General features: G+C 70.3%; 18 protein-coding genes. 10 read left to right on the forward strand and 8 right to left on the reverse strand.

What is annotated here, in order from left to right; translation table 11 throughout:
- Positions 1 to 61: 61 nt before the first annotated feature.
- Genes ABZZ38_RS05070 through ABZZ38_RS05080 form a run of 3 tightly spaced genes read right to left on the reverse strand, consistent with a single transcriptional unit; the run spans position 62 to position 3143 of the window.
- Positions 62 to 1573 (reverse strand): alanine racemase, encoded by a 1512-nt coding sequence (locus ABZZ38_RS05070; protein ID WP_356735879.1) that lies wholly within the window; start codon positions 1571 to 1573, stop codon positions 62 to 64.
- The gene (locus ABZZ38_RS05075; RefSeq protein ID WP_356735881.1) at positions 1570 to 2451 is read right to left on the reverse strand and encodes a class I SAM-dependent methyltransferase; all 882 of its coding nucleotides are present in this window, start codon (positions 2449 to 2451) and stop codon (positions 1570 to 1572) included. The genes ABZZ38_RS05070 and ABZZ38_RS05075 overlap by 4 nt, the downstream gene beginning before the upstream one ends.
- A gap of 5 nt (positions 2452 to 2456) precedes the next feature.
- Positions 2457 to 3143, reverse strand: a complete 687-nt coding sequence (locus ABZZ38_RS05080; protein ID WP_356735883.1) for a 2OG-Fe dioxygenase family protein — start codon at positions 3141 to 3143, stop codon at positions 2457 to 2459.
- Between the two features lie 822 nt (positions 3144 to 3965).
- Between ABZZ38_RS05080 and ABZZ38_RS05085 the strand changes: the two genes are divergently transcribed.
- On the forward strand, positions 3966 to 4574 hold the full coding sequence (locus ABZZ38_RS05085) for a GNAT family N-acetyltransferase (RefSeq protein ID WP_356735885.1): 609 nt from the start codon (positions 3966 to 3968) through the stop codon (positions 4572 to 4574).
- 343 nt (positions 4575 to 4917) lie between these two features.
- Here the strand turns inward: ABZZ38_RS05085 and ABZZ38_RS05090 are convergent, their stop codons facing one another.
- Both ABZZ38_RS05090 and ABZZ38_RS05095 read right to left on the reverse strand, forming a co-directional pair.
- Positions 4918 to 5496: a DinB family protein gene (locus tag ABZZ38_RS05090; protein WP_356736232.1), complete on the reverse strand. Its 579-nt coding sequence runs from the start codon at positions 5494 to 5496 to the stop codon at positions 4918 to 4920.
- A gap of 441 nt (positions 5497 to 5937) precedes the next feature.
- The gene (locus ABZZ38_RS05095; RefSeq protein ID WP_356735887.1) at positions 5938 to 6312 is read right to left on the reverse strand and encodes a hypothetical protein; all 375 of its coding nucleotides are present in this window, start codon (positions 6310 to 6312) and stop codon (positions 5938 to 5940) included.
- Positions 6313 to 6891: 579 nt separating this feature from the next.
- Here ABZZ38_RS05095 and ABZZ38_RS05100 point away from each other — a divergent pair.
- The 7 genes from ABZZ38_RS05100 to ABZZ38_RS05130 all read left to right on the forward strand — a co-directional run bounded on the left by ABZZ38_RS05100 (position 6892) and on the right by ABZZ38_RS05130 (position 15888).
- Positions 6892 to 10278 carry an RHS repeat-associated core domain-containing protein gene (locus ABZZ38_RS05100; RefSeq protein ID WP_356735889.1) on the forward strand — a complete coding sequence of 1129 codons (3387 nt, stop codon included), beginning with the start codon at positions 6892 to 6894 and terminating at the stop codon, positions 10276 to 10278.
- Positions 10279 to 11075: 797 nt separating this feature from the next.
- Positions 11076 to 11381 (forward strand): hypothetical protein, encoded by a 306-nt coding sequence (locus ABZZ38_RS05105; RefSeq protein ID WP_356735891.1) that lies wholly within the window; start codon positions 11076 to 11078, stop codon positions 11379 to 11381.
- A gap of 486 nt (positions 11382 to 11867) precedes the next feature.
- Positions 11868 to 12245 carry a VOC family protein gene (locus ABZZ38_RS05110; protein WP_356735893.1) on the forward strand — a complete coding sequence of 126 codons (378 nt, stop codon included), beginning with the start codon at positions 11868 to 11870 and terminating at the stop codon, positions 12243 to 12245.
- Between the two features lie 137 nt (positions 12246 to 12382).
- Positions 12383 to 13336 (forward strand): helix-turn-helix domain-containing protein, encoded by a 954-nt coding sequence (locus ABZZ38_RS05115; protein ID WP_356735895.1) that lies wholly within the window; start codon positions 12383 to 12385, stop codon positions 13334 to 13336.
- Between the two features lie 242 nt (positions 13337 to 13578).
- Positions 13579 to 14238: a DJ-1/PfpI family protein gene (locus ABZZ38_RS05120; RefSeq protein WP_356736234.1), complete on the forward strand. Its 660-nt coding sequence runs from the start codon at positions 13579 to 13581 to the stop codon at positions 14236 to 14238.
- 69 nt (positions 14239 to 14307) lie between these two features.
- Positions 14308 to 14913, forward strand: a complete 606-nt coding sequence (locus ABZZ38_RS05125) for a DJ-1/PfpI family protein (RefSeq protein WP_356735896.1) — start codon at positions 14308 to 14310, stop codon at positions 14911 to 14913.
- A 240-nt stretch (positions 14914 to 15153) separates the two neighbouring features.
- Positions 15154 to 15888 (forward strand): DJ-1/PfpI family protein, encoded by a 735-nt coding sequence (locus ABZZ38_RS05130; protein WP_356735898.1) that lies wholly within the window; start codon positions 15154 to 15156, stop codon positions 15886 to 15888.
- A gap of 386 nt (positions 15889 to 16274) precedes the next feature.
- Here the strand turns inward: ABZZ38_RS05130 and ABZZ38_RS05135 are convergent, their stop codons facing one another.
- From ABZZ38_RS05135 to ABZZ38_RS05145, 3 genes are all read right to left on the reverse strand, one after another.
- Entirely contained in the window at positions 16275 to 16658 is a 384-nt protein-coding gene (locus ABZZ38_RS05135) for a VOC family protein (protein ID WP_356735900.1), read from the reverse strand.
- A 923-nt stretch (positions 16659 to 17581) separates the two neighbouring features.
- Positions 17582 to 19204, reverse strand: a complete 1623-nt coding sequence (locus ABZZ38_RS05140; protein ID WP_356735902.1) for an ADP-ribosyltransferase domain-containing protein — start codon at positions 19202 to 19204, stop codon at positions 17582 to 17584.
- Positions 19205 to 19289: 85 nt separating this feature from the next.
- Positions 19290 to 19967, reverse strand: coding sequence for a macro domain-containing protein (locus ABZZ38_RS05145; RefSeq protein ID WP_356735904.1), 678 nt, complete (start codon positions 19965 to 19967; stop codon positions 19290 to 19292).
- 844 nt (positions 19968 to 20811) lie between these two features.
- On the opposite strand from ABZZ38_RS05145, the gene ABZZ38_RS05150 reads away from it, so the two are divergent.
- Both ABZZ38_RS05150 and ABZZ38_RS05155 read left to right on the forward strand, forming a co-directional pair.
- Complete coding sequence (locus ABZZ38_RS05150) at positions 20812 to 20940, forward strand: hypothetical protein (RefSeq protein ID WP_356735906.1); 129 nt, start codon at positions 20812 to 20814, stop codon at positions 20938 to 20940.
- 983 nt (positions 20941 to 21923) lie between these two features.
- On the forward strand, positions 21924 to 22760 hold the full coding sequence (locus tag ABZZ38_RS05155) for a DUF2637 domain-containing protein (RefSeq protein WP_356735908.1): 837 nt from the start codon (positions 21924 to 21926) through the stop codon (positions 22758 to 22760).
- Positions 22761 to 22776: the final 16 nt, after the last annotated feature.

Below are 22776 nucleotides of genomic sequence, written 5' to 3' on the forward strand. Positions count from 1 at the left end.
GCGGCGGGCCCCGCCGCCGCGCTCGCGCCCGGGAGCCGCAGAAGCTCCACGTAGCCCTTGATCACCGTGCCGGTCCGTGTGGAGTGCCCTCGGGAGCGACGGCACCGGCCGCGGCCGGAGTCGCCATGAGAGAGGAGGCCCCGCCCGGAGTCACCGCGGTGGTGGCGGCGGCAACCCGCGTCTCCCCGGCCGGCGCGCCCGTGCCGGCGGCCGGAGCGGCAGCGGTGGCCGCCCGCCCCGCCGGTGCCGGGTCCAGGTCCGGTGCCGGGTCCGCCAGCAGGAAGACGTCCGCACCGGACTCCGCCCGCCAGACCACCGTCTCGGACTCACCATCGACGGCGACGACCGCCGCACGGGTGCGGATGAAGTTGTTGCTGCGGCCGAGGGAGTAGGCCCCCGTGTCGCGCAGACACAACAGGTCGCCGACGCCGATGTCATCCGGCAGGTCCACAGCCGTCGCGTGGATGTCGTTCTCGTAGCACAGCGGGCCGGAGACCGACCAGGTGCTGTGCCGGGAGGAGTACGTCCGCCCGATCGGCTCCATGCGGTGGACCTCGCCGGTACCCGCCCACGGGGCGACGTTGTTGCCGCCGTCGAGGATGAGCCAGCGCGCGTCGGGCAGTTCCTTCCGCGACATCACCCGGGTCACCATGCTCATGGCGTCGGAGACGAGCCAGCGGCCCGGCTCGCAGGCGAGGCGCACTCCGCGCAGGCCCGACCGCTCCAGCAGCCGGTCGACGGCGGGCAGCACCCGCGCGATGTCGAGGAACGGTTCCTCGTCCGGCACCGGGGTGCCGCCCTGGAGAGTCCACAGTGCCGTCAGCGGGCCGGTGCGCGGGCGCCGGATTCCGGGTACGCCGAACCCGCCGCCAATGTTGACCTCGTCCAGCCCGAACCGCCGGTGAAGTCCCGCTGCCTCGTGCACCACCCTTTCCAGCGCTCGGAGCAGGAGGTCCTCATGGACGATCTGGCTGCTCAGATGGGCGTGCACGGCGGTGAGCCGCAGGTGGGGCGAGTCGGCGATCGCGCCGACGATCCGGGCCAGTTCGGCCGAGCCCGCGGGCCAGCCGAAACGGCTGCGCAGCGCGGCGGTCGCGGCCTGGGCGCGGTACGAGGGATCGGAGGAGGTCGAGACCGGCACACCCGAGGAGATCCGGATGCCCACCTCGACCTCGTGCCCGGCCCGCGCGGCCAGCCTCTCCAGGGCCTCGATCTCCTGCTCGCCGTCGATGTGGACCCGTACCCCGTGGCGTACCGCGGTGGCCAGTTCCTCCTCGGTCTTCACCGGCCCGTTGAACACGATGTCGGCCGGGTCGAACCCGGCCGCCAGCGCCGCGTCCAGTTCGTAGCCCGACACCACGTCGGCGCCCATGCCGCGGGCGGCCAGCCGGCGGAGGATGAACGGCAGGTAGTTCGTCTTGACCGAGTAGTAGACCCGCGTCGGCCTGCCCATGGTGGCGAGGACGCCGTCCAGCCGGTCCGCGGCCTCGTCGAGCCGCGCGCAGTCCAGGACGTGGAACGGCGTGGAGTGCCGCTCCGCGAGGCTCGTGAGACGCTCGTGATCCCCGCTCATGCGCCCCCCTCGGCATCGCTCTCCCGGGCACTGCTTTCCCGGGCACCGCTTTCCCGGGCACCGCTTTCCCGGGCGACGGCGTGTGGCGAGACACCGGTCACCAGCCGGAAGCCGGCATCGATGTGATCCCGATCCCAGAGATCGGCGTAGCGGCGTTGCCAGGCTCCGGAGGCGAGATCCTCCTCGAGCCGGGCGACACCGCGGGCGACGGCCGACTGGCTCGTCAGCGCGAACGCCGAGCAGGCCCGGCGGGTGGCGGGGTCGAGGTAGGCCGTGGGCCGGCGCCAGAACGCGGTCATGAAGCCGTCGGTGAAGTCGTGCCACACCGGCAGCTCGATGACCTCACAGGGGCCGAGCAGCTCGGTGAGGCGCTCCATGGAGGGGACGCGCGACCGCTCGGCGGCCGCGATCTCGGGCACGTAGTCGCGCGTGAACCAGAAGTTCTCCTGGACGTCCATGTCGTACGTGACGATGGCGAAGCGGGCCGCGACCCGCTGGAGTTCGGCGAGCCCCGCCTTCAGGTCCGACCAGTGGTGGACGGTGAGGACGGCCATGGCCGCGTCGAAGCTCTGGTCGTCGAACGGCAGGTGTTCCGCGCTCGCCGCGACGCATGGCGCGGAGCCCGCCGGACGCTGCGCCCGCATCTCCTGCGACGGTTCGACGGAGAGGAGCGTGACGTCGGTGGGCTCGTAGGCCCCGGACCCGGCTCCCACGTTGAGTACCGTACGGGCGTCTCCGAGGGCGGCGCGGATCACGGCCGCCCAGCGGGGGTCCGGGCGGCGCACGGAGGAGTATCCGATGCCGATCCGGTCGTAGACGGCGGCGGTGCCCTGGGTGGTGGGGACGGTGGCCGAGGCTGTGATCAGTGGGTTCGTCACGCGTATCAGGCCTTGGCACTGGCGAGAACGGCGGCCTCGTACTCCTCGCCGTAGCGGCGTTCGTCCCAAGGGTTGACCGCCACCAACCAGACGTCCCGGTGGCCGCCCTCGTCCGTCAGGTGCTCGATGTCGGTGACGTGGTGGAACATCAGACGGTCGTCGAAGGCGATCGCCTGGCCGTCCTGGAGGGTGGTGCGGAAGAAGGGCTCACCGCCGCCGAGGGGCATGAGTTGGGTCTCGCCGCCGGATATGTTGTGGCGGCGGGTGACGGCGACGATGCCGTAGTGGTGGCCGTCGCGGTGCGGGCCTTCCGGGGCTGCGACGCCCTGGACGTCCGGGGTGGAGACGACCCGGCACTGGTGCACGTTGAGCTGCCAGTGGGTTCCCTTGTCCAGCCCGAGGGCCTCCGCGCCGGCTGCGATCAGAGGCGTGGGATCCGTGGACAGGGGCTCCAGCGTGCGCAGCTGACCGCCGACCAGGTCGTTGTACTGCCGCGGCTGGGCGAAGTGACGGTGCGGCAGGAGTTCCAGCTTCCACGTGCCGTCGTGGATGAGGCGGAACTGCGAGAAGCGCCGGTATCGCTGGGTGGAGCCGGTGTAGGGATCGAGCGGCAGGTTCTCGAACTCCTTGAGTGTGTATTCGTCGAGCGGAGGAGTGTCGATGATGGCAAAACCCTGATCATTCAGACTCACGCTGAGCTGACTCCCCTGTTGAATGCGCCCAGTTGTGGTGTGGCTGGACGTCGCTGACTGCCCGGCTGTTACCGATCTTGAGGATGCTAGGCAGTTGAACTTCGCCAGAACAAGATGTGGATCAAGTCAGTCGATCGGATGAACTTTTCTCGCGTCAGGCCTGGTGGGCCCGGCTATGCGCGGACGACGAGCGACACACGGACCCTGTCGGAACCGCTCTCATCGTGGCCGGAATTCGCCGGTTTACGTCCCACATCGGCATCGGACAATCGGACGCCCGGTCCGCCTGTGCGTGTGGGAGTTCGGCAGGTCCGGCGGTGGTCCCGGTCCCCCCGGTCACCGGTCCCCCGCGGAAAGCAACCCGCCGGCCGGCGGTTCGGCCTTTCTTCGGTGCACCCCAGGGGATGCCGTCGGACGTACGGGGGCGCACTTTCCGTCCTGGCCCGCGTGGCACGCGGGGCGGCCACGGTGGCGTGCCCGAGCGTGTGCCGCCCGAGCTTGTGCCGCCCGAGCGCGGCTGTTCCCCTGCGGCGCCGATTCGGTACGCGCGGTCCGCCATGGCGGCCGGGTAGAGGGAGGCCCCGGCATGCAGTGCCGCGGGCTTCTTCAGTCCCTTGGCGACGGGCGGGGATCTGCGGGCAGGCCGGCGACAGGGCGGCCGGACGCGCGCGCAGCAGCCCGATGACAGGACTGCGGCCACAGCGACCGGTCCGCAGCGGCCCGGCCCTTCCGAACGTCCCGGTCGAGCCGTCCTTTTGAACACCGCAGGCGGGATCGGACCCTCTCCCCAAGCCCGAGATCATCGGGTACAGAATGGTCCCTATGCCGATATCGAGCCTTCCGAAGACGACGACGATCGACGACGCTCCACTGATCAGCCGCACCTTGGCCCGTGCTTTTCACGACGACCCGATGATGTGCTGGTTTTTCCCCGACGGGGCGTCGCGCCAAGCCGGGCTTGAGCGCTACTTCGCCACGATCTTCGCCCGGCAGTACGTCCGCCACGGCGTCTGCGAGCACACGGAGGCGGCGGCCGCGTTCTGGGTACCGCCGGAGGCCAAGGGCAACGCCGTTCCTGACGCGCAGACCATCCACGATCTCCTGAACATCCTCGGCGACCGGGCTCCTGTGTTCAGGGACGCCGTGGAGACGGCCGGCGAGCACACGCCCCAGGAACCGCACTGGTACCTCGCGGTGATCGGCGCCGACCCGGCCGCCCAGGGCCAAGGACACGGGGCCGCCCTGCTGCGCTCGGGGCTGGCCAAGGCGGATGCGGCGGGTATGCCCGCCTACCTGGAGTCGTCCAAGCCCGAGAACATCCCGTTCTACCAGTACTTCGGCTTCACCGTGCGCGAGGAGGTGCGGTTGCCGGGGGGCGGGCCGGTGCTGAGGGGGATGTGGCGCGAACCGCGCAGCGCAGCCGACGCATAGCCCGTATCTCTTCGTGCCACCCCGGTTCGTACGTGCAAGGGTCCGTCAGCGCGTGCGGGTTGCGGTGGGGGTGCGGCGTGGCGAGCCGCCTCCAGCGACTCGAAGACATGGTCCATCCATGGGCACCACAGCTTCGTCGGCGCCAACTCGATGCAGTACCCCGCCCGACGCTCGGCGGGCAGTTGGACCGACGGCCAGCATGTCTCGGTCACGGGAAGGGCCCTTGCGGCGGGCACGACGAGTGCACTCCTGCGGGGATGGGCCTCGCAGGAGGTGGACTCGGGCTTCCGTCCTGAACGGTGAGGGTTGGGGGTGGATGGACGAAGTACGCCGGGGTGCGCGGTCACTGGCCTACCCGGCCGTCGATCCGCTCACGCATGAGGTCGGCGTGGCCGCAGTGCCGCGCGTACTCCGCGATCTGCATCACCAGGATGTCGCGAAGCTGCGCGTCCCCGCCGGGTCGGGTGCCGAGGTCGGCGAAGCCGGCTATGAACCGGTCGGTCAGTTCCCTCTCGGCCCGCCACTGACGCCAGGCGTCCTCCACGACCGCCGGGTCGGCGGTGGCGCCGTTCCAGTCGGCTTCGCGGTCTTCGGCGGTGCGGTAGATCCTGGGCGATTCCTCGCCGGCCATCCGGCGAAAGTGTCGTTCGTCCTCGGCCATGTGCCGCACCAGCCCCAGCAGGGACATCGTCGACGGCGGTACGGAGCGCCGGGCCATCTGTTCGGCGTCCAGGCCCGCGCATTTCATCTCCATGGTCAGGCGGTAGTGACGCAGGCCGTCGAGCAGCGCGCCGCGTTCATCGGACGTCTCGGCACCGCTCTCGCGCGGGTCGTCGTCCGGATCGACCCACATGTCGGAGTAGGTGGTTGACTGCGTCCACCGAGATACCGCTGATTCATTGACGCGCTCACCTGAGTCCATGCGGGCATCGTCGTGGGCGCCGGCGGCGTCCGCCACCGGATATCGCAGCTGCGGCAGCAGGCGGCCGAGGCCTTCCCGCCCCCGCGCTTGGTCATCGACCCCGGCGGCGTCGAGTACGTCCACGCGGTCCATCTCGTTGCGTCCCCCGCTGCCAGGTTGACACGAACGACCGCGGGGCCTGGCTGGTGGTCCAGCCAGGCCCCGCGGTCGTCCGGCTTGCCGCCGGGCAGGCCGGGGTTGCCGAGGGCGGGATGCCCGGTCGGCCACCGGCGCGGACGCGTCGGCACTGATCGGACTCATACGATCGCGGGCCGGAACCGGTTCACGACGGCGCGGACACGGGGGCGTCCGCGCCCCCTCCCCGCCCCGGCCGATCGGTCGGCGCGACGGCACCCCGGCGGGACCTGTCACCGGGCACTGCGGGACCACGTGCGGGGCAGGTCAGCACTCCCCGCGCCAGACCACCTTGGTGAAGGTCACTCCGGGTGCGAAGTCCAGGCTGTACGCCCCGGGGCCGGGGTTGTAGTGCAGGCACTCCTCCCAGGTGCCGCCGTTGTACGTCCAGGTGAGCTGGACGTGGTCGGCATTGGGGTAGGGGATGCCGTTGTTGAAGACCGACCGGCCGGACACGCTGCCGGTCCAGTTGTCCGTGACCTTGAGCACCAGCGCGCCCGTCTGCCCCTCCCCCGCGTAGACGCAGAAGTTCTCCTTCGGGCAGCCGGACGGGTCGGGTTCGGCGGAGGCCGCTGGGGCCAGGACGGTCAGAGTGGCGAAAGTGGCGGACAGGGCGGCGGTGACGAGCGTGGAGGTACGCACGGTGTGCTCCTGGGGTGTTCGGTGCGGAGGGGGAGGGAGGAGCGAACAAGGGAAAGTCGGCAGGCGGGTGGAGGGGCTGGAGGGGCGAAGGGCAGAGGTGGCCGAGGGGCCGAGGGGCCGAGGGGGCAGCGAAGCCGAAGGAACAGGGAGCCGAAGGGGCAGGAGAAGTAGCGGAAGTCGGCGGAGACGGGCGGGGAGAGGCTGAACAGCGGGGTGGGAACGGCCGGGGGAACACGGAGCGGGAGGCGCTGTGGGGACCCGCCGGCCTGCCGACCCGAGGGCCGACCCGGGCTGCCGAGGGGCCCCGGACCGTTCTACCGGCGCCGGGGGAAGGGAAGCGAGACTTCCGGGAGCGTGATCACGCCTAGTTCACGCGAAGCCCGACCGACACGCGCCGCAGCTCACGCTCGCCCGGAAGGTGACGCACCTGCGTCGCCCCTGCTCAGGATTGGCGGCAACCAGCCTGTTTGTTTTCCCTTATCCCGGGCCCGGCGCGACCGATTCTGCGGAGTACATGTCACGTTGAGGGAGCTCAGTGAGCCGATGGGCCACTGGGCCTCACTCACTCCAGGGGGGAACATGCTCTTCTCACGCCCGCCTCGCAGACCCACGCGCCCCGCCGGCCACCGCTCCGTCCGCCTGTTCACGGCGCTGGCGGCCGTCCTCGCCCTCGGCGCCACGGCGTCCCCCGCCACGGCCGCGCCAGGGCAGGAGCCCGCTCCGGCACCGGGAGGATCGCACTGGCGCGACCACGGCCGTGCCCCGGTGCCCCCCGTACGCGAGGGGCGGACGCGGCCACCCCGCGCTCTGCCGTCCGACACCCCCTCGGCCGTCGAACGGGCATGGTGGCAGCGCGAGTCGCAGCGGCTGCGCGACGGCCGGCGCCCCGCCGCCCGGCCTCCCGCAGCCGCGCGCACGGCGGCTTTCGTGCCGCGCGGTCAGGGTGAGGTGCCCTGGCACCGGATATCCGACTTCCGCATCACCGACGCCCTGGCGGGGCGGGTCGACCACTCCACCGGCAATCTGATGCTCGCCGCCACCGACTTCGACATCGCGGGCGTCGGGCAGCCGCTTCGGCTCACCCGGACGTACAACTCCTTCGACGCCCCGGTCGGCCAGGTGAGCCACCCCTGGTGGCTCGGGTACGAGCGCAACCTCGACGTGACCGGAGCGGATTCCGTCGTCCACTACGACGGGACCGGCGCCACCGTGGAGTTCGGCCGCGCCGCCGACGGCGCCCTGACCACCCCGGCCGGGTACTCCCAGGATCTGCGCAGGAACGCCGACGGCACCTACACCCTCACCGACCGCGCGTCCGGGTCCGCCGACACCTATGACACCTCGGGCAGGCTGACGAAGGTCACCGACCGCAACGGCGGTGTGCTCACCGTCACCCCGCACCGGGACGGCGGGAGCGACGCCGGCTTCAAACTCACCGAGACCCGCTCCGGCCGCTGGATCGACCTCACCCGCCCCACCACCACCCGATGGGAGGCGAGGGACAACGCCGGACGGACCGTCACCCTCGACCTCACCACCGCCCACGGCGACGTCCTGCGCACCACCGACAGCGCGGGCAGGGCGACGTCGTACGGGTACGACGCCGACGGCCGGATCGTCAAGGTGACCACGCCGGAGGGGCGCTCCACCGCCTTCACCTACGACGCCGCGGACCGCGTCACCTCCATCCGCCGGTACGCCGAGAGCGGCGGCGGGCAGGGCCCCACGTACACGTACGCCTACAGCGCCGCAACCCCGGCGGAGCAGGGCACCACCAGGGTGACCGACCCGCTCGGCCACACCACCACCTACGAGCACAACGCCGACGGGGAGGTGCTCAAGGCCATCGACGGCCTGGGCCACGAGCGCTCGTCGACGTACCAGAACCACCTCCTGCAGACCGCCACCGACGCCATGGGCACCGGCAACGGCGGCCCCGGCGGGAACGTGACCACCTACGGCTGGGACGCCCGCAACAACCCCACCTCGGCCAGGCTTCCCACCGGGGCCACCTCGTCCGGGAGCTGGCAGTCCGTCGCCGGGGCGGAGCGACTCACCAGTGCCACCGGCACCGACGGGGAGAAGACCGAGTACGCCTACGACGCCGCCGGGAACACCGCCTCGGTCACGACCACCGGCACCGGTGGCGGCACCCGCACGTTCACCTACAACGAGGCGGCGCCCACCTGCGGTGGCTTCCAGGGCCAGCGGTGCTCCGCCACCGACGCCAACGGCAAGCGCACCGAGTTCCGTTACGACTCCTCGGGAAACCTGGAGAGCGCCACGCCGCCCGCTCCGCTGGGCCGCACCACCTACACCTACGACGCCCTCGGCCGCACGGCGACCGTGACCGACGGGCGGGGGGTGCGGATCAGCTACACCTACGACCGGCGCGACCGGGTGGTGAGGGTGGAGAGCACCACCTCCGTCGCGGTGACCTACGGCTACGACGGCGACGGCAACCTGTCCGTGCGCACCGACGCCACCGGCACCCAGCGCTACCAGTTCGACGCCCTGAGCCGGGAGACGGTCCGCACCCTGCAGAACGGATCCCAGACCGTACTGGCGTACACCGCCGACGGCAACGTGGACACCTACACCGATCCGGGTGGCACGACGGCTTACGCCTGGGACGCCGCCGACCGGCTGACCCGGCTCGTCGGGCCCCAGGGCAAGGCGACCACGTACGCCTACGACAACAACGACCGCCGCACCCGCACGACGTACCCCGGCGGCACCGTCGAGGCGCGCACCCTGGACAACTCCGGGCGGCCCCAGAACATCAAGGCGATCGCGCCGTCGGGCGTCATCCTCAACAACCTGTCCTACGAGTACGGTTATGTGGCCAACGGCCAGTCGCTCGACGGGGCGAAGATCCGTGTCCGCACCGACCACCTGGCGAAGACCCGGACCACGTACGACTACGACGGGGCGGGCCGGCTGTCCCTGGCAGCCGAGACCGACCCGGCGGGCCGCCGTACGTCCTGGCAGTACTGCTTCGACGCGGCGGGCAACCTCACCTCACAGGGCACGGCCCCCGGCTGCCCCGGCAGGACCGCTGCGTACACCTACAACGACGCCTCCCAGCTGATCGCCAGGAACGGCGTAACCTCCGGCTGGTCCTACGACGGGGCGGGCAACGAGACCGCCGCCGCGCCGGTACCGGACGCGGCCCGCTCCGGTGAGCAGTACACCGACCACAACCAGCTGAAGTCGCTGGCCACGGGGGGCACCACCTACTCCGCCCAGTACGCGAGCACCGACAGCAGCGAGCGCACCCGGCTGGGCGGAACGGTCTTCCACAACGGGCCGCTCGGACTGTCCGGCCAGACGACCGCCGGGCAGGACACCGAGTTCGTCCGGGAACCGGACGGCACGCTCAACTCCGTCTCCACGGGCGGCCGGAGTCACTACTACCTGACGGACGCCCTCGGATCGGTCGTCGGCCTGGTGGACGAGTCGGGCAAGCGTGTGAACACCTACACCTACACGCCGGGCGGCCTGCACCGCACCGGCACCGTGGAGGCCGTGCCCCAGCCCTACCGGTTCGCCGGCGGCTACCGGGATCCCACCGGTCTGTACCACCTCGGTGCCCGGTACTACGACCCGCACACCGTGCGGTTCACTCAGCTGGACCCGTCGGGCAAGGAGACGAACCCGTACCTCTACGCCGAGGGGGATCCGCTCAACCGCATCGACCCCAGCGGGCTCGGCTTCGTGGACAAGTTCCTGCTCGTGAAGGACCTCACGGAACTGGGCACGGACGCGCTGAACGGGGACGGGAAGGCCCTGGAAGGCGACCTGGTCAGCGCGGTCACCGGTCTCGCGGTCGAATCCGCCTGCATGTTCGCGGCCGGAGCGGCCGGCGCCGCCACCGCCGGTCTGGGCGGCGCGGTGGTCGCGGGTGGCTGCGCGCTCCTCGGCTCGGCCGCCGGCGACGAGGCCAAGGAGGCGTACGTCGGATGAACCCGGAAACCCGTTCTTCCACGACCGGAGCACGAGACGAGGAGGCGTCATGACGTCCCAGGCGGCCATCTGGTTCCCCGACGGCACGGCAGGCACGGTGCTGGTGATCGTGGCGCTGGTGGCGGTCGTGGCCGGCGTCGTGATGGGGCGCCGGTCGGGGAGGAAGTAGTCCCCACGGCCGGGGACCGCCGCGCATCGGCCCGGTCCCCGGCCGCACCGCTGAGCGCGCGCCGTCCGGTTGTGCCGGTCGGTGGTGCGGATGCTTTCGTTGGGCCGCTCCGCGAAGGCGTCCGGCGGGCCACTGGAGCGACCACTGCTCGAGGACACCGAGGCGCACCATCGCTGGGAGGGCGCCGTTGGCCACCCTGTCGTTCGGCTCCAGGTCGGCGAAGCCGTCGCCCGGGTCGGCGTCCGTGTGGTTGCCGGCCGCTCCGGCGATCGGCGCACCGCTGTCGTCGCAGCCCTTGTCGCTGCGGATGGAGTTGACCGTCAGGCCCTCCGGGCGCAGATGGCGCAGGTCCGTGCCCGCTCCGGTGGCCGTACCGAAGTCCCCGTGGAAGCCGCGCTCCCCGCGACGCACACAGGCCGGCCCCCTCAGGCCGATACCCTCAGGCCGGCATCCCTCCCTGCCTCATCCACAGCACGGGGACAGAGGACGCGCCATGTGCGTAAAGGCTGGTCACTCGCTTTGATCGGCGTTGCATGCTCGGATCACGCGAAGCGCCCCGTACGGTACTGCGCGAAGGCAGCTTGTCGCGTCCGCAGGCGACAAGCCACACGTGAGGTGAGGTGCCGTCATGGCTGTCCGGGACAAGAGCGCCACCATCGGATCGAGCGGGATCGTGCAGCTCCACCTCTCCGTGGCGAAACAGTGCACCGTCGAGATCCGCCGACCCCGCGACACCCTGACGCTCAGTCGCCGCAAGAACGGCGTCAACCTCGACCTGATCGAGGACAATCGCAACTTCACTGGCCTCAAGACCGCTCAAACCATCCCCTGGGGCACAATTCGCGCCCTCGGGCCCGAAGGCCTGCAGATCCTCTACCGCGTGCGCACGGGCAGTGACGTCACCCTTGTCCCCGAATTCGAACTCGAGGACTGACCACCCCGCCCCGCTGATACCCGGGCGGTCTTCCGGCACTCCCCGACCATCCGCCCCCCGGCCGCATTCCCCTCCCGGCAGCCGATCGGCCGACAGCCCTACGGAGGTCCCGGGCTTCGCCATACGCTCCCTCCTCCGGCGTACCCCGAACGAAGGACCGATCAAGCGCACCCCCTCGGACGTTGAACGAACGACGAGGTGAACCACGGCGGCGTGGACCGGCCGTGCGGCGACGGACGGAACGACAGAGGTGCGGCGGAGCCCGGCCACGAGCAGCGGCACGGTAACGGGCCGCACCGGGGGACGGAACGGCCGGCACCCGGGTGGGACGCGGCAGACAGCCGGCGAACGCACACGTGGCCGGGGACCCTGCCCCCACCGCGTGCGGCGCACAATCCCACGGCGGCCGGACGGTACAGCTCCTGTCTCCGCGACCTTGGACGTCGAGGACCGGGACCCCTCCGGGTGACCGCTTAGGATCGGCTCGTGATCGCTGACCTGCAGTGTGTGGTGCTGGACTGTTCTGATCCGGCGGAACTCGCCGCGTTCTACCAGTCGCTGCTCGGTGGGGCCGTCAACCAGCGAGATCGGCGATGGGCACTCTCCGACGACTGGGCAACGTTGCACACGCCGTCCGGCCTCGTCCTCGCCTTCCAGGGGACAGCGGACTATCAGCCGCCCCTGTGGCCCGACCCGTCCAAGCCCCAGCAGTTCCATCTCGACTTCGGCGTTACGGACTTGGGCCGGGCCCACGAACATGTGGTGGCTCTGGGGGCGACGGTACTGGACTCCGGTTCCGGCGGGCGGAGCTGGCGCGTCTATGCCGATCCGGCCGGGCATCCTTTCTGTCTGGTCCGGCACTGAGGACGGCCGATCAGCACCACTTCTCGCACACGACCGGGTCGGAGCCAGACGCGTGCAAAGACCGGTACAGGGGCGGGTCAGCCGCCGTGCAGTACCCGCGGACGGGCCCGTTGGCCGCTGCCGTAGGGTCCGGTCGTATGCATATTGTTGCGATTCTGGCCCTTGACTCCGTGTCGGCTTTTGATCTGGCCATTCCTTGCCAGGTGTTCGCTTTCGCGGCGCACTCGGACGGAAGTCCGGCATACGAGGTGCGGGTCTGCGCCGAGAGTACGGTGACGACCATGGCCGGCCCGGCACAGCCGTTCCAGGTCTCGTCTTCGTACCAGTGGGATGACGCCCGCGATGCGGACACCATCGTCGTTCCCGGTGTTCCGGCGGAGCAGGAGCCGCATCCGCGGGCCGTGCGGTTACTCACCCGGGCCGCGGCTCGCGGAGCGCGGGTGGCTTCCATCTGCACGGGAGCCTTCGTGCTCGCTCGGGCGGGATTGCTCGACGGGCGGCGTGCCACGACACACTGGCGGTTCGCCGAGGCGCTGGCCGAGGAGTTTCCGGGGACGCACGTCGACCCGTCCGTGCTGTTCGTCGACGACGGGCAGGTTCTGACCTCCGCGGGAGTGGCGGCGGGGCTCGACCTGTGTTTGCACATGGTGCGCAGGGACCACGGCGCGGCGATGGCGGCGGGTGTCGCCCGCCTGATGGTCATGGCGCCGCAGCGCACCGGCGGGCAGGCGCAGTTCATCGACCACCGGGCCCCGGAGAGCGATTCCGCTGACCTCGGTGACACGTTGCAGTGGATGCGGAGCAGGTTGCACGAGCCGCTGACGATCGCCGACATCGCGGCGCACGCGATGATGAGCAAGCGCAGCTTGGCAAGGCACTTCCAGGCGCAGACAGGCAGTACCCCACTGCGTTGGCTGCTGGCTCACCGTATACAGCGCGCACGGGAACTGCTGGAAACCACCGACGCCCCCATGCGGTCGGTAGCGGAGGCCACCGGGTTCGGATCGGTCGAAACCCTTCGTCACCACTTCGCGCGCCAGGTGGGAACCACGCCCTCCGCATACCGGGCGGCGTTCCGCGTGCGGCCCTGACCGTCGGTTTGACATGGCAGCATCTTGCGCGTCATAGGCACTGGTGCCGCTGTCGCCGGTCATCGCCTGCCGGAAGACTGAACGTGTCCTCGCAGCCCGGGCACCACGACACCCACAGGCCCGGGCAGCGCGCTCACGTGCCTTTCCGGAGGAACCACATGTCCCCTGTGCACAGACGACAGATACTGCGTACCGGCGCCGCCGTAGCGGTCGGTGCCGGCCTCGCAGGAACGGCGTCACCCATGACGGCATCGGTCCCCACAGCGGCGTCCTCCACGCCTGCGCCTGCGTCAACCCGTCGGCAGGGCGGACCGCTGCGCGTTCACACCGTGCTGTACGACGGAGTGGAGGAGCAGGACTTCGCCGGTCATGTCGAGGTCTTCGGGATCGTCGGGGAGGAGCGCGTCACGCAGTCCTTCGTGTGCGTCGACGGCGCACGGGCACTGACGACGGCCGCCGGTATGGAAATCGTCTGCCGTACCCCGTGGTCGCCGCGGTCGGCTGACCTGATCGTGGTGCCCGGTGCCGGGTACGGCGACGGGTCCGGTCTCCAGCGAGAGGTGCAGCGCGGTGTGTTGCCCCGGGCACTGGCCGCTGCGCGTCGACGAGGTCTGGTTCTGGGCGCGGTGTGCAGCGGGACGATGCTTCTGTCCGCCGCCGGGATCACAGCCGGCCGTCCGTGCACCACCCACCACGTCGCCCTGGAAGACCTCAAGGCGCAAGGCGGCCACGTGGTCGGCGGCCGAGTCGTCGATGACGGTGACCTGGTCACGTGCGGCGGAGTCACGTCCGGCATCGACCTGGGGCTGTGGTTGGTCGAGCGCTTCTTCGGACCGGACATGGCTGTGTTCGCCGAGGAAGTGCTCGAGTACGAGCGCCGCGGAACCGTGTGGCGTGCCTGATCACCACCACGCTCGGGCGACTCGTAACCGTCTTCTCCACCTACCCTGCGATGACTGGAGCGACCGGCCATGACGACGTATGGAATCCTGCTCTTCGACACGGCCGAAGAACTCGACTTCACCGGCCCCTGGGAAGTGCTGACCACCTCGTCCGCTCTGCGTGACGGCGCCGACGACACCGTGCTCATCGCCGAGCGATCCGATCCGGTGCGCTGCGCCAAGGGCATGCGGGTCCTGCCGGACCACACTCTCGACAACCATCCCCCGCTGGACGTGCTGCTCGTCCCGGGAGGCCGCGGAGCCCGGGAGACCGAGCCACACAACCAGCGCGTCACCGGCTGGATCGCCAAGACCTCCTCGCAAGCCGCGTGGATCGCCGGAGTCTGCACCGGGGCCTTCCTGTTGCACGCCGCCGGACCGGCACGGGGGCACCGGGTGGCCACGCACTGGCAGTACGAGGAAGCACTTGAGGCACGCGGCGACGTCACCGTCGTACGCGATGCCCGCTATGTCGTGGACGGCAAACTGCTCACCAGCCAGGGAGTCTCGGCCGGTATCGACAGCACGCTATGGCTCGTCGGCCATCTGCATGGCCGGGACCACGCCCGCGCCGTGCGGCGCGCCCTGCAGTATGACCCCGCGCCCCCGTACCTGGCGGATGAGCCACTCGGCTAGTGACCGGCGCCGCTTCTCCGCCGGTTCGTGCCACGCGGTCACAGCGTCATGCGGCCGCGCTCTGGACCGATGCGTGGCGCTGCCCTGCCTGCTGTTCCGACCGCCGGGCGATGGTCACCTCTCGCGACTGCCGATGCCGTCAGGCAGACGCCATCTGCAGGGAGGCGGGCCGAAAGGCACCCGGGTCCGGTACCCCCCTGCTCATCGCTGTCGCGCCCTTTTACGCGAAGGAAGAATGACATGAAGCGACGAACACTGCTGCGCACCACGACGGCACTCGGTGCCGCGACACTGGCGACCGGCGCGGCGGACCGCGCCGCAGCGACACCACCTCGTGCACCACGAAGTGAAGGACCGCTGCGCGCACACGTCGTGCTGTTCGACGGTGTGGAGGAACTCGACTTCATCGCGCCCTACGAGGTGCTCTCCGCATCCGGTCACTTCACCGATCGCACGGTCGAGGTTCACTACGTCAGCGTGACCGACGCCCGCACCGTCACGTGCGCGTATGGAACAAAGGTGCGCGTCGAGCACCGCTGGGCACCCGACCAAGCGGACATCCTCGTGGTCCCCGGCGGCGGGTACGCGCGCCGCGAGGACCCGGGTGTGTGGGCGGAGATCCGACGTGGCGTCCTCCCCCGGGCGCTGGCCGCCGCACGGCGCGAAGGCCTCACCATCAGCGCCCTCTGTACGGGGGTGATGTTGCTGTCAGCCGCTGGACTGACCCGGGGGCGCCCGTGCACCACCCACCACCGGGCGCGCGCCGACCTCGAGCAGCAGGGTGGCGTGCTGAAGAACGCTCGTGTCGTCGACGACGGTGACCTGGTCACCGCCGGCGGCGTCACCTCGGGACTGGACCTTGCCCTATGGCTCGTTCGCCGCGAGTTGAGCGTCGACGCGGCGATCGGCCTGGAGCAGATGCTCGAGTACGAAGCACGCGGCACCGTATGGAGAGGGGAACGGGACCGAGACTGACCGTCATGCGCTGCGCCAACACGCGGGCCAGGATGTGCCGGGTATGTACGCAGCTCTGGCATCGAGCGTCCGAGCGCGGCCGGGGCCGGGGCGTCGACAGCCCCGGCCTGCCCCAGTTTCGGCTTCGTTCGGCGGGCTGCTGCGGGCGATGCCGCCCTGCGCGGCGAGGGCCGGGTGGCGGCGACCGTTGCGGGCACCCACCGGTCATCCGCTCCCACTTGGCCGTCCGACCCTACGACCAACTCCACGCGGAGGCCCGCCGCCGCAACCTCCGCGGCGGCTCGTCGATGAACAGGCGGAACTCAAGCGCAGCTCGGGCGCTGACACCGACGAGCCCCCCGGCCTCACTCGAACGGCCGAGCGGCCTGGCGCAAGGACGCACGCGTTCAGAGGGGCTGGAGCCGGGTGTGCAGGAGGCAGAATTCGTTGCCTTCTGGGTCGGCCAGGACGTGCCAGCTCTCGGTGCCGGTCTGGCCGACGTCGACGGGTTCGGCGCCGAGAGCGAGCAGCCGCTCCAGCTCGGCGTCCTGGTCGCGGTCGGTGGCGTTGACGTCGATGTGCAATCGGAGCTTCCCGGCCCGCCGGTCGCTGCTGGGGCTGAGGACGAGGATGGGCTGCGGGCCGCCGAAACCGGCGTCGGGCGGCCCGATCGCGATGCTTCCGTCGTCCTCCCGGCCGAGTTCCGCGTAGCCGAGGACTTTGCTCCAGAACGCGGCGAGCCGGTCGGGGTCGGCGGCGTCGATGACCAGCTCACTGATGCGGCATGCCATGCCCGTCAGTGTACGGAGACCACCCGAGAGCCGGTCGTCGGCTCAAGCATTGGCGCGGCCCGGCCTCGTGAGACCAGGACGATCCATCTCGCCGCTGACGGCAACTGCCGATCCCTGACCTTCGCCCTCACCGCCGGACAGGCCGGCGACGCGCTCGCCTTCACCGATGCCGCGTTTCGACTACGCGCTCCCCGACGGCGAGGACGGCCCCGAACCAGGCCGGAGATGGTCCCGGCCGGCAAGGCGTGTTCCTCCCGGACGATCGGTGAGCACCTGCGCAACCGCGGCATCCGTGGCGGCGATCCCGGTCCCGGCGGAACAGTAAACGGCTGTGATGGGACAGCCGAGGCGGCAGGTCACCGTCCTTCGATCGGGAGACCTACAGGCGGTGCATCAACCCCCCTGAAGCGGTGGCGCGGCATCGCACCCGCTACGAGATGACCGCACCCTTCTACCTCGCCGGACTGACTGCACGTCGCAGGCGTCTCCTTCCCGTCGGCCCCCTGAACCGAATGGGTTGCCTGGACAACCCCGGGGATGGTGGGCACCGGGATCGGGCGGAAGGCGTCCCTCGTCACGGGTGCGGCCGTCCGATGCTGCCCAGCCCTCGGCTCTGATCCTGACCGCCCCGGTCCGCTCGCCGGGTGCACGGACCGACTCGCTCAGCGCTCCGGTGCCGCGCACGGACACCCAGTTCCAATGGCTGTCGGGCTCGCCCTGGAGAAAGCCGTGCGCCAGTACCGGCGGAGGGATGCGGGTGCAGTACGCCGTGGCGGGATGCGCCCGCGCCAATGGGCGGGGTCGCCCACCAGGCCGTTCACCTCCTCCGGGGACATGCCGTGCAGATGGTCGGCCTCGACCGGGCGGTGCGGCCGCGGCCCGCGCCAGGAGTGCAGGGCCGCGGGCGGGGGTCCGGCGGGCGGTCAGGAGACGAGGGGGGCGGTGTCCATTTCGGTCAGCTTGACCGTGCACAGGCCGCCGCGCTCGGTCTTCACGTCCGTCACCTTGAGCTGGGTGCCGGGAGCGAGGATGTACTCCTCCTCCCCCGTGAAGGCGGAGAAACTCCGGATCCCCACCGCCCGTGCGGGGTGCACCTCGAAGAGCGTCCGCTTGCCGCGGTTGCCCAGGAAGGACCGGGCCACGCTCAGCTCGGAGGTGCACGAGGACACGCCCCACCAGGTCACCGTCCGCCCGACCGGGTACTGCGCCCGCAGGTCCAGCGACACGCCTCGCCACAGCGGCCGGGTGTGGGCCGGCAACCCCGAGACCGCGGAGAACAGCAGCCGCAGATACGGGAAGTAGGGCACGACCCTGGCCCGGTCCGGGGAGCGGAGGACGGCGTTGATCTCGCGGTAGAAGGTGGACTCGCAGGTGTAGAGGTAGAGCGCGGCGATCGCGTCGGCGGACAGGCCTCCGGCCGTCTCGTCGGCCCGTCGCTTGCCGAATTCGTGGGACCGGTCGATGTGCCGGAAGAGTCCGGACAGCACTTCGGCGACCGGGGCGACGGCGTCCTGGAAGTCCATCAGCGGGGTGTCGAACACACCACTGATCGCCGGGAGGACGAGTCCCTCGTCCTTGACGCCGGTAAGCCGCTCCAGGTACAGCTGGTGCAGTTCCATGGTCGACGCGATGAAGGCGCCCATGCGTGCCGCGACGTCGCCGTCCGCACCGCCGGCGCCGGCCGCCTCCTCGTTCCACCCCTTGCTCGGCAGCCAGTCGATCTCCTCCGCGCCCAGCGAAGCGAGGGCCGCGTTCACGGTGGCGAAGTGGTCGCCCTCGCAGAAGATGTCGCCCTGGGCCGCGGGGTTGGCGTGGTCGATGTGCCGCACCGCGACGTCCGGGTACTTCTCCTGGAGCCGCAGGACGACCTTCTTCAGGTTGCGGGCGTGGGCGCCCCACCAGGCGAAGACGACGCCGCGGTCCTCCTCGTCCGCGTCCTGCTTGGCCTTGAGGATTTCCTCGACGATCCGTTCGGCGACGGGCCGCCAGAACGCGGTGTGCCGGTCGGCTCCCATGGCACCGTCACCACTGGCGGTGAGCGAGGCGTTCAGCAGCAGCACGCCCTGCGTGAGCATCGCCTGGAACCACTCCGGTGGCTGGACGGTCTCCCGCTCCCTCAACAGAGCGCGGACGTCGGCGATGGGCGTCTTCTTGGCGATGCCGTACTTCCACATCGCCGCCGCCTTGATGATGCAGCGGATACTGACGACCCTGCCGAACTGGCTGTCCTTCCAGTCGTTGAAGGTGTTGTCGAACATGGCTATGCCGGTGGCGCTCTCCGGGCGCGGGTACGGGTTCTGGCCGAAGACGACGACTTTCCACTTGTGCGGCGGGTTGGGCTTGAGCGCCTGGAAGGTCAGCTCCCGTACCGGGACGACCTCCGGGCTGCGGCCCTGGCCGATGAACTCGGCGGCGTCCGGCTGCGCCTCGATGACGGGCTTCAGGAGCGGAAGCCAGGGTTCACCGCCGCCCTTGAAGAGTGCGGTGAGGCCCAGCGGGTCGTCTGCGTCGGGCTGTGCCGGGGTGGTGGGGGCGGCGTCGCTCATGGGGGAAGGGCTCCCGGTCGTCGTACCTGAGGGATGGAGGTGGCCGGCCGACTCACCGGCCGAGTGGGCGGCTGGGTGGGCGTGATCAGGGGCGAAAGGAATGCCCTTTCGGCGGCACGATGCGCACCCGCTTCGCGACCGGTGCGTTCTCGATGCCGTCGAGCTGCGCGGTGATCGTGTCACGCAGTTCGTCGTCGTCCTCGAACCAGTAGTCGTGGAAGAGGGTGTAGCCGGTCCACATCAGGTTGGCGCAGACCCGGGCCGGCACCCGGCCGGTCTGCGCGCCCATCCCGACCAGCGCCACCGAGCGGATACCGCCCGGCACCTGGCGGTTCTGCCGGTGAATGGCCTGGAACGCGGCGGCGCAGGCCATGGCCACGTTCAGCGTCTCACTCACGTTCTGCGAGGAGTGCACCATGGTCGGCGTCGATATCAGGTACCGCGGGACGGTCGCCCCCGACGGGACGCACACCGCGCTGCCCACCGGGAGGTTCCCGGCGAACCGGTCACGGATCGCCCGCTGCACACGCAGTTGGATACCCGCTCCGAGGTGCCGTTTGATGACGGCGTCGACCCCGCCGTCCATCCGGCCCCGGGAGTTGGTCGGGGTGACCCACGCGTCGACGTCCTGATCGAGGATCGAGCCCCGGTGGATCTCGATCCCGGGGGTGTCGGCGAAGGCTGCTCGCCACGCCTCCACCACACGCTCGTTGACATCGGTCAGCACCACCCTGAGCTCGGGCTCCACACGGTTCTCGGTCATCGTCCACTCCTGTCGGGAAACGGTCCTTCCAACACCCCGAAGCTATCGGCCACCACTGACAACGCCGTCGCGCGAGGCGGGCCATGACCGGCCGTCATGGCGCTGAGCACAACTCGTCGGCGACGTGGCCGGACGGTGGGGGCACAAGGACGCGGACTGCCGGATCAGCTCGGCGCCGCTTCGGAGAGCAGGAGCGGCGGCAGGCGCGCAGCACACCGTCTGCGGAGAGGGCGGAGGCGTCCGAATCCGAGGAGCATGCTCGCGTGTGGACGCGCGGGTGGGAGCCCTGCCCGTGGCCCAACGCCCGCGCCGGGAAAGGGGGCGGGCTCCACCGATGAGGACACCGTCCGTACGGTCGTGGACACCCGCCGGCAGCAGTGGGCAACCTCCGGAATCACACGGTATGGCGTGCGCCGGGTGAAGCGGGGGTCCGGGGGCCGGGTGTACGTGGACGTCCGCCACCACCCCCTCGGGCCCGGAGCGGCAACGGGCCAAACGCTGGTTCAGCGCGACCCTGGGCCGAACGCCCGAAAGGTGGGCCGGACAGCAATCCGGCGCACCCTTTCTCTTCCTGCTCCTGCTCGGCCGCCTAACGGCCGGAAATGTATCCGATGACCGGGTTGGTGGGGTACTGATCCCCACGGTTGGCGCCGCCCTGGCCACGACCGCGAAAGTGATGAAAACGCTCCGCCCCACACGGAAGTCGTAAGCGCAGGTGGCCGTCCTGCCCGCGCCGTTGGCGTTGTCCGCGACGTACCGGACGACGACCGCCCGGAGCCCGTCCGCGTAGTTGTCGAGCACCTCGATCCGGTCGTCGGAGGGGGAGAAGCATGCGAACCCGGCCTTGGCGAACGCCTGGGTACACAACCTCGTCACCGCCGCCGAAGCCGGAGTGGTGGTCGCCAGGACCCTGGCCGCCGTGGCCGCTGCGGTACCCATCGCCGTCAACAGCCGGCGTGTGCGGAAGCAGTAGATGCGGTGCAAGCATGATCGGCGCGTCCCACTCCGCCAGGAGAACCAACGTCGCCTGAGGTGATCTGAACATGACTCCTCCGCGCCCGCACACTCGTTGACCAAAACACCGGAAAGCAGCCGGACAGGCCTGGCGCCACGGCGGCCGCACAGGGCGCGGCCGGACGGCGGCCAGCGCGGTGATCGTGGCGGGTGGGAGGAGGGAGGAGGTTCGAAGCGCCCGACGGTGGCGGGGAAATGGGCGGTGAGGCGCCGGGCTCGTTCGGCTACAGCTGCTCCCCCGACGGCGTGCAGCCGGTCGTCTGTGTCACCCCGTGAGGGGACGAGCAGTTGCCGGCAGCGGCGCCTCTGCTCAGCCTCTCCCCCACCCAAAGCGTCGGCGCGGACGTGGGTGATGGCCCAGGTCCCGTGACGCCGGCCATGTGCTTGCCGTCGGGATGCCGCCGCCGCTGCACCCGCAGCTTCCGTCCATCGACGAGACCGCTGTCGGAATTGCCGGGGGTTGTCTCGCACAGTACGTTTTTGGCCGCCCGTGAAGGAATTTGCAGAACCGATAAAACGCCAGAGGATCCCCCGGATGGAGGCGCGCGGTCACCCGGATGCCTCGCATCCGGGGGATTCGGGTAGGCGTTAGATCGGTTATGACAGCAACGCTTCCTGACCGCTCCACCGCCAGAGGCGCCAGAATGCCTTCGTGGGCGGACAGCTCCGTGGCCATAGGCGACTTTCTGTTCCTTCCGGCTTCCCCGCTTTCCGCAGGTGGCAACGGAAGCCTCAAAGGGATCGGTGGAGTGATTTCCCTGACATGGTCGGCGCCGGCTCTGGAGGAGTTCGTGGCCGTCATGGCTCGTGTTGAGGGGGAGTTCCTCCGTGCCTGGTGGAAAGCCGACCTGCCGACAGATACGGAGGCGGAGGCACCGACACCGACACCGACACCGACACCGACACCGACACCGACACAAGGATGGGCGGAACGGGACTGTCATGCGTGAGCGGCATGCTGAGGAAGCGCTGGGTCCGGGTTCGGGCTACTACCATCAGGCTGGGGACGGGCTGTGGGCTTCTGCTCAGGATCAGACCATCCCTCAAGGGGACTTTCACGGGCTGGGCCCGTCGGACAGCCTGCCGGAGACGGTGTGGGATCCGGCTGAGGAGCTTGCCCTTCTCCTCCAGGAGGCCATGCAGGCCGAGCAGGTCCCCTCCTCGGCCCGGTTGCCCGGCGCCGAGGGCTACGCGCCCGACCGCGACCGTCTGGAAAGCCTCGCCCGGATCACAGCCGACCTGCCACCGGTGCGCTCTGTGGGGAACGGCCACCGCAAAGCTCGCCCTGTCACCGTGAGCTGGGAGCGGGTGGTCAGCTTCTTCACCGCATCGCTCGGGGCGCTTCTCGTGTGTGTAGTCAGCGTGCTCAGCGGTGTGATCGCGTACGGTCCTCTGCTGCGCATTGCCGATCCCAGTGCTCCTGCCGACATGGTCGCGTGGTGGCCACTCCTTGTCTACGGTCCGTGGGTGGTTGCTTCTCTGTCCATCCTGCGCTCCGCTTTCCACCAGCGCCGCGCTGCGCACTCCTGGCTCGTCGTCCTGTTCTTCTCCCTCATGGCGATGCTGCTCTGCGTAGCGCAGGCCGACTGGAGTTACACCGACGTGGCAGCGGCTGCCTTGCCCACCGCTGCGTCACTGGCTTGTTTTCACCAGTTGGTCCGCTTCATCACTCTGACGAGACCGCCTCGCAAGGCAAAACGCCGCCACCGTATTTCGACCCGCCCTCCCCAGCAGACGACCGCCGCCTCTGCACCCCACCCGCATATCGACCCCCGGTGAGTAGGACGTCCCTCCT

The organism is Streptomyces sp. NPDC006368 (genome assembly GCF_040612535.1).
Lineage (GTDB): Bacteria > Actinomycetota > Actinomycetes > Streptomycetales > Streptomycetaceae > Streptomyces.

Excerpts from the sequence above, each read along its gene's own strand:
- ABZZ38_RS05125 (WP_356735896.1), top strand. The coding sequence starts at position 14,308 with ATGACGACGTATGGAATCCTGCTCTTCGACACGGCCGAAGAACTCGAC.
- ABZZ38_RS05140 (WP_356735902.1), bottom strand. The coding sequence starts at position 19,204 with ATGAGCGACGCCGCCCCCACCACCCCGGCACAGCCCGACGCAGACGAC.
- ABZZ38_RS05155 (WP_356735908.1), top strand. The coding sequence starts at position 21,924 with ATGCGTGAGCGGCATGCTGAGGAAGCGCTGGGTCCGGGTTCGGGCTAC.
- ABZZ38_RS05105 (WP_356735891.1), top strand. The coding sequence starts at position 11,076 with ATGGCTGTCCGGGACAAGAGCGCCACCATCGGATCGAGCGGGATCGTG.
- ABZZ38_RS05090 (WP_356736232.1), bottom strand. The coding sequence starts at position 5,496 with ATGGACTCAGGTGAGCGCGTCAATGAATCAGCGGTATCTCGGTGGACG.
- ABZZ38_RS05145 (WP_356735904.1), bottom strand. The coding sequence starts at position 19,967 with ATGACCGAGAACCGTGTGGAGCCCGAGCTCAGGGTGGTGCTGACCGAT.
- ABZZ38_RS05135 (WP_356735900.1), bottom strand. The coding sequence starts at position 16,658 with ATGGCATGCCGCATCAGTGAGCTGGTCATCGACGCCGCCGACCCCGAC.
- ABZZ38_RS05070 (WP_356735879.1), bottom strand. The coding sequence starts at position 1,573 with ATGAGCGGGGATCACGAGCGTCTCACGAGCCTCGCGGAGCGGCACTCC.
- ABZZ38_RS05115 (WP_356735895.1), top strand. The coding sequence starts at position 12,383 with ATGCATATTGTTGCGATTCTGGCCCTTGACTCCGTGTCGGCTTTTGAT.
- ABZZ38_RS05085 (WP_356735885.1), top strand. The coding sequence starts at position 3,966 with ATGCCGATATCGAGCCTTCCGAAGACGACGACGATCGACGACGCTCCA.
- ABZZ38_RS05100 (WP_356735889.1), top strand. The coding sequence starts at position 6,892 with ATGCTCTTCTCACGCCCGCCTCGCAGACCCACGCGCCCCGCCGGCCAC.
- ABZZ38_RS05130 (WP_356735898.1), top strand. The coding sequence starts at position 15,154 with ATGAAGCGACGAACACTGCTGCGCACCACGACGGCACTCGGTGCCGCG.
- ABZZ38_RS05120 (WP_356736234.1), top strand. The coding sequence starts at position 13,579 with ATGACGGCATCGGTCCCCACAGCGGCGTCCTCCACGCCTGCGCCTGCG.